Below are 4,989 nucleotides of genomic sequence, written 5' to 3' on the forward strand. Positions count from 1 at the left end.
ATAATATGAGGTGAAGGGTATGTTTAGAAAAGTTGATCATAAAAATATGGGAAGAGCAAATCACGGTTGGTTAAATACACATTTTCATTTTTCTTTTGCAAATTATTATAATCCAAATAACATGAATTTTGGGGCAGTACGTGTTATGAATGATGATTTAATAGCGGCACAAACGGGGTTTGATATGCATCCGCACCGAGATATGGAGATTATCTCTTACGTTATAGATGGTGAATTAACACATGAAGATAGTATGGGGAACCGCGGGACAATTGAGCGTGGGCATGTTCAATATATGAGTGCAGGTACTGGTGTATTTCATAGTGAGCATAATTTAGGAAATGAAACATTACGGCTATTACAAATTTGGATTTTACCAGACCGCGATGGTCATAAACCGAACTATGGTGAGTTTAAATTTGATTGGAGTAAACGTGAAAATGAGTGGTTCCATATGGTATCTCCTTCTGATGGAGATGCACCAATTCATATTCACCAAGATGCAAATTTATATTCTTTATCATTAGAGGCTGGTAAAGAAATTCATTTCCCTGTTCAAGAAGGGCGTCAATTATACCTTGTACAAATTGAAGGTAGTAGCGTTGTAAACGATGAAACACTTGTAATGCGTGATGCAGCGGAGGCTGTAGAAGAAGATATTCGCATTCAAGCGAAAGAAAACTCTCACTATTTAGCGATTGAAATGAAAATGCAATAAAGTGAAACTTTAATCAGTGGTAGTTTTTAAGCATGTGAATAGCGAGATGAAAAGTTATAGGAAAGAGGACGTTGAAAAATGATGTCCTCTTTTTGGTGAGTTTAATTATCAGAAAAAACTTTCTCAATTTTTGAGAGCAGGTATCGGAAAGATTATTCAGAATATTTATAAAGGTGTTAAAAACTTTTAGGGAAATGGGGAGTGTTAGATTGAAAAAGCAAGTAATTTCATCAGCATTAGCATTAACTGTTATCGCAAGTGGGTTTGGGGCATTTGGAGCAACTACGACGAAAGCAGAAGAGCAAAAAGTCCAGTATCACCAAGAGTTTAAAACACCAGCTTACATAGGTGAAGAATGGAAAGCGCCGGAAGGACTAGATAAAAAAGAGACGGTCTTTCAATATTTAGAGAGTAAAAAGGATATGTTTAAACTAGCGGGAAATATTGACAAACATTTCAATATCGTTGGTGAAGAAAAAGATGCTGATTCTGGTACAACACATGTGAAGTTAGTTGAGAAGCATAATAACATTCCTGTGTATGGTTCAGATCAAACAGTTACGCTTGATAAAGAGAATAATGTAAAAGCATTTTTCGGACAAGTTATTCCGAATTTAGAAGATAAAAATATTCCTGCATCTGCAAGTATTAGTGCGGAACAAGCAGAAACGATCGCAAAAGCTGATATTGAGAAAGAAATTGGTAAAGTAAAGAATTATGATGGTGTGAAAAAAGATTTATTTGTGTATGAAAAAGATGGAAAGTACTATCTTGCATACCTCGTTAAAGCATCAATTTCTAAACCAGCACCAGGATATTGGCATTATTTTGTTGATGCAACAAATGGGAATGTTATTGAGAAATATAATGCTGTAGATAACATTACTGGATTTGGTTACGGAGTATTAGGCGCTAGACAATCATTTGAAATTGCTCAAGATACGAAAACAGGAGCGTTCAACTTATTTGATGGTACACGAGGACAAGGTGTCCATACATTTGATGCAGAGAATATGAACGAAGACTGGTTTAATTTATTCTCACAAATTCTTGGATATACAGGAGAAGAAATTGCAAGTAAATCTAAGTTCTTCGAAGATAAAGCGGCAGTTGATGCGCATGTGAATGCAGGAAAAGTATATGATTATTATAAAAAGACATTTAACCGTAACTCTTTCGATGATAAAGGTGCAAAACTTATTTCTGCTGTTCACGTAGGTGAATCTTGGAATAACGCAGCGTGGAACGGTGTGCAAATGATGTATGGTGATGGAGATGGTAAGACATTTATTCCATTATCAGCAGGGCTAGATGTTATTGGCCACGAATTAACGCATGCTGTAACTGAACATACAGCAAACCTTGTATATAAAAATGAATCAGGAGCGTTAAATGAATCGTTATCTGATATCATGGGTGTCATGGTTGAGAAGAAGAGCTGGGATTTAGGTGCTGATATTTATACACCTGGTAAACCTGGAGATGCACTTCGTTCTCTAAAGGATCCAGCATCTATTCCAAACCCATTAAAACCAGGTGAAGGTTACCCAGATCACTATAATAAACGTTATACTGGAACAGCTGATAATGGCGGCGTTCATATTAACAGTAGTATTAACAATAAGGCGGCGTATTTAGTGTCTGAGGGCGGCACGCATTACAATGTGAAAGTAACTGGAGTGGGCCGTGAAGCGACAGAAAAAATTTACTATCGTGCTCTTACAAAATATTTAACTGCAAACTCTGACTTTAAAATGATGCGTCAAGCTGCACTTCAATCAGCAGAAGATTTATTCGGTAAAAACTCTAAAGAGGTACAAGCTGTAACGAAAGCTTATGACGCTGTAGGAGTAAAATAATAAGAGAAAAAGACCTGACTGGATTGTCAGGTCTTTTCCTTATTTAGTCACGAATACCTAATGCGATTTTCGCCATACGTGACATACGTTCTTTTGTCCATGGCGGATTCCATACAACTTTTACTTCTATTTCATTTACTTCGGGTACGTTCGTTGATAATATTTTTTTAACGTCTGATACGATTTGGCCAGCCATTGGACAACCGATAGAAGTCATTGTCATTGTAATGACAGCATTATTATTTTCATCTGCTGTAACGTCATAAACTAATCCGAGATTGATAATATCAATACCTAATTCAGGGTCAATAACAGCTTCTAAGTTCGCATATAACTTTTCTTCAAATGCTTGTTGTGACATGTGTAGCACCCCCTAAATATTAATGATATCGATTCTCATTATAATGGATATGCGTATAAAGTGAAACTTTAATCAGTGGGGGTTTTGTTCATCCCCCACTGATTATTAGTTGAACCAATCGGGCGTTTACGGGCAGTTGATCTCCCCCCTAACTTCTTTGCTCCACCTGAATTTTGAGGTGAGAGTTTTACTGCCCGTTAATGCGGGATAAAGTGCAGGAAATGAGCTCAAAAAAATATTCCTCCCTTGAAAGGAGGAATATTTTTTTGGAAAGCTATTCAGTTTTAAAATGAGATACAAGCTGATCTAATTCTTCAACTGTTTGTTTCATTTGTTTTGCAGTTAGGGTCATTTCATTCATAACAACGACTTTCTGTGCAGCGAATTGTGCTGTTGCGACAGTCTCACTTGAAACTTCATTAGAAATTGAAGCGATGTTATTAAGTGAAGCATTCATTTCTTCAGCACTTGCGGCCATTTCTTCAGCAGTTGCTGATATGTCTTGGATTTGAGTAGAAACTGTATTCACTTGACCGACGATTGTTGTGAAAGAAGAGCCTGCCTCACGAATGACGTTAATACCTTCAAATGCTTCAGAGCGACCTTGAGACATCATAGAGCTAGCAGTTTTTGTATCATTTTGAATTTGATGTAGCAACTGGTTAATATCTGTTGCCGCTGTTTTTGATTGTTCAGCAAGTTTACGAACTTCATCAGCTACGACAGCAAATCCTTTTCCTTGTTCACCGGCACGAGCCGCTTCAATAGAAGCATTTAAAGCAAGTAGATTTGTTTGTTCAGCGATATTGGAAATAGATTGTACAGCTGCATCAATATATTTCGTATGGGGGATTAGACGTTCGACCACTTCTGATGTAGCATTTACTGCTTCGTGAATCGTCGTCATTTGTGAAATGGATTTTTGAATAACAGTACTTCCGTCGTTAGCGTGTTCTGACGTGGCTACAGCTAGTTCGGCTACAGAAGAAGCAGATTCTGCAATGCGCTGAACACTCATTGCCATATCATCCATTGCAGTCGAGCTTTCTTCCATACTAGAAGTTTGTGATTGGATGCTGGCATTTAAATTGGACATCGAGCTTTGAACTTTTATTGTTGCATCACGCGATGTATTGGTCTTTTCTAGCATGTTTTCGGAAGCATTTTGTACTTCCACAGAAGTTTTTTGAACACGATTAATGATATGCTGCAAGTTTTCTAACATGTTATTAAATGATGTGGCAATAGCACCGATCTCATCATTGCTATTTACTTGTAGACGTGCTGTTAAATCACCTTCTTGAGAAGCTAATTCTTTTAATTTCGTATCAATTTGTTCAATTGGTTTAACAAGCTTGCCAGAGAACCACCATGCAAGAATGAGTGCAACAATAATACATATAACAAGTGATAAGAAAACAATATATTCAATTAGCAGTGAAGATTGATCAATTTTTTCAATGGATTGTTCACGTAACTTAGCTTGTTCGTTGCTATAGTTTGTGAAGTCACCAATAACTTTATAAACAGTCCCATTTTCTGAAGAAGCAAGTTGTAATGCTTCTTCCCATTTTTGTTCTTTTGCAAGAGAGAAAACTTTTTCTTCAACAAATTTTCTCCAAGTAGAACCTAGTTCCATAGTATCTTTTACAGATTGGGATACGTTAGGGTTAGAAAGAAGTTGTGCTTTATTATCTTCAAGAAGCTTACTCATTTCATGAAACTTGTCTAATTCGACTTGATCGTGTTGTAGTAAATAACCTCTTAAAGCTGAAAGTTGTACTTGATACGCGTCTCCACGTTCTTTTAATTCTGTTGCAAGAGGGGAAATATCTTTTTGTAGTGCTTCAGCTTTATGAGATTGGTCAACAGCAAAGAATAAAATAAAAGCTAATGCGATGCCAAATAAAGCGCAAATCGTTCCCATCATGAACATTAATTTTTTTCGAATACTAACATATTTCATCGTTACCCCTACCTTTTCTTCAAAAAACTATTTATTATAATTTATAAATATAAAAAATAGAATTAATAAAAACATTATTATGAAG

At 36.3% G+C, this 4,989-nt stretch carries 4 protein-coding genes; 2 read left to right on the top strand and 2 right to left on the bottom strand.

Annotated features, from left to right (window positions below; genetic code table 11):
- The first annotated feature begins 19 nt into the window (after positions 1 to 19).
- The gene (locus AB3X48_RS17735) at positions 20 to 718 is read left to right on the top strand and encodes a pirin family protein (protein WP_016106564.1); all 699 of its coding nucleotides are present in this window, start codon (positions 20 to 22) and stop codon (positions 716 to 718) included.
- Positions 719 to 927: 209 nt separating this feature from the next.
- Positions 928 to 2,577: a M4 family metallopeptidase gene (locus AB3X48_RS17740; protein WP_016106563.1), complete on the top strand. Its 1,650-nt coding sequence runs from the start codon at positions 928 to 930 to the stop codon at positions 2,575 to 2,577.
- Between the two features lie 43 nt (positions 2,578 to 2,620).
- Here AB3X48_RS17740 and AB3X48_RS17745 read toward each other — a convergent pair whose 3' ends face one another.
- Positions 2,621 to 2,938 carry a metal-sulfur cluster assembly factor gene (locus tag AB3X48_RS17745; protein WP_016106562.1) on the bottom strand — a complete coding sequence of 106 codons (318 nt, stop codon included), beginning with the start codon at positions 2,936 to 2,938 and terminating at the stop codon, positions 2,621 to 2,623.
- Between the two features lie 274 nt (positions 2,939 to 3,212).
- Complete coding sequence (locus tag AB3X48_RS17750; protein WP_199714929.1) at positions 3,213 to 4,904, bottom strand: methyl-accepting chemotaxis protein; 1,692 nt, start codon at positions 4,902 to 4,904, stop codon at positions 3,213 to 3,215.
- Positions 4,905 to 4,989: the final 85 nt, after the last annotated feature.

It is taken from the genome of Bacillus sp. S4, assembly GCF_040838205.1.
In the GTDB taxonomy this organism is placed as follows: Bacteria; Bacillota; Bacilli; order Bacillales; family Bacillaceae_G; genus Bacillus_A; species Bacillus_A cereus_U.

Coding starts and splice junctions, on each gene's coding strand:
- AB3X48_RS17750 (WP_199714929.1), bottom strand. CDS start 4,904: ATGAAATATGTTAGTATTCGAAAAAAATTAATGTTCATGATGGGAACG.
- AB3X48_RS17745 (WP_016106562.1), bottom strand. CDS start 2,938: ATGTCACAACAAGCATTTGAAGAAAAGTTATATGCGAACTTAGAAGCT.
- AB3X48_RS17735 (WP_016106564.1), top strand. CDS start 20: ATGTTTAGAAAAGTTGATCATAAAAATATGGGAAGAGCAAATCACGGT.